The organism is Streptomyces palmae (assembly GCF_004684805.1).
GTDB lineage: Bacteria > Actinomycetota > Actinomycetes > Streptomycetales > Streptomycetaceae > Streptomyces > Streptomyces palmae.
In genome coordinates, this window is record NZ_SRID01000723.1 from 1 (window position 1) to 1,052 (window position 1,052).

1 protein-coding gene is annotated in these 1,052 nt (G+C 76.0%); it reads right to left on the bottom strand.

Annotation, left to right across the window (positions count from 1 at the left end):
- Window positions 1-125 precede the first annotated feature (125 nt).
- Window positions 126-923, bottom strand: coding sequence for a peroxide stress protein YaaA (gene yaaA, locus E4099_RS32310; protein WP_135342633.1), 798 nt, complete (start codon window positions 921-923; stop codon window positions 126-128).
- Window positions 924-1,052: the final 129 nt, after the last annotated feature.

The following is a 1,052-nucleotide window of genomic DNA, read 5'->3' on the forward strand; positions in this document are numbered from 1 at the left end:
GGGCGGGGCAGCGCCCGCGGGCGTGCTGAAGTCCAGGGACCGATGACCCGTGACCGGCGGCCGGGCGGGGGCGGCCGGCGTGCGCGGCCGGCCCCACGCCCCGCGCCCGGGGACGGGACCCCGGGCTAGAGCTCGGTCACCACCACGTCCAGCGCCCAGGCCGTCCCCCGCTTCGCCGGGGCGGTGGCCTCCACGGTGTAGCCGAGCTCCCGTACCACCTCCACCAGCTCCTCCGGCCCGGCCGGCACCGCCCCCGCCGTCAGCAGGTCGCGGACCAGCCGGCCCTTGGTCGCCTTGTTGAAGTGGCTGACCACCGACCGCTTCTCCACCCCGTCGACGACCTTCGACTGGAGCACCCGCACACTCGCGGTGCGCTCCGCGACCTCGCCACCGGGGCGCCAGGCCGTCGCGTAGGCGGCGGAGCGCAGATCCAGCACCAGCCCGTCGCCCGCGACCCGCGGCAGCACCTCGGCCATCGCACCGCGCCAATAGGTCCCGAGCGCGCCCAGACCCGGCAGCTTCACCCCCATCGAGCAGCGGTACGAGGGGATGGCGTCGCCGATCCGCACCGCGCCCCAGAGGCCGGAGAACACCAGCAGCGAGCGTTCCGCCCGCCGTCGTGCGGCGGTGCTCAGGGTGGCCAGGCCCAGCGCGTCGTACAGCACACCGGTGTAGATCTCCCCGGCGGGCCGGGTGGCGGCGGTCCGCAGCGCCGCGTTCTTGGCCACCTCGCCCCGCAGCCCCTTGCTCAGCCCCAGCACCTCGGCGGCCTTGTCGGTGTCGCCCGAGCACAGCGCCACCAGCTCGTCGAGCACCCGCGCCCGTGCCTCGCCCAGCTCCGGCAGCGACAGCCCCTCAAGCGCCAACGGCTCCCCGGAGCCTTCCGCGGCCTTCCCCTCGGACGGCGGCAGCAGCACGAGCACCTTCGAACTCCTCACGAACGAATTGTCCCGGCCGTGACTCCGCGGCCGGGTGTCTGTCCGCCGCACGGCGTCCCGCCCGGTCGCCCGGCACCGTGCCCGCCACAGCCTCCCGCCTGGTCGCCCGGCACG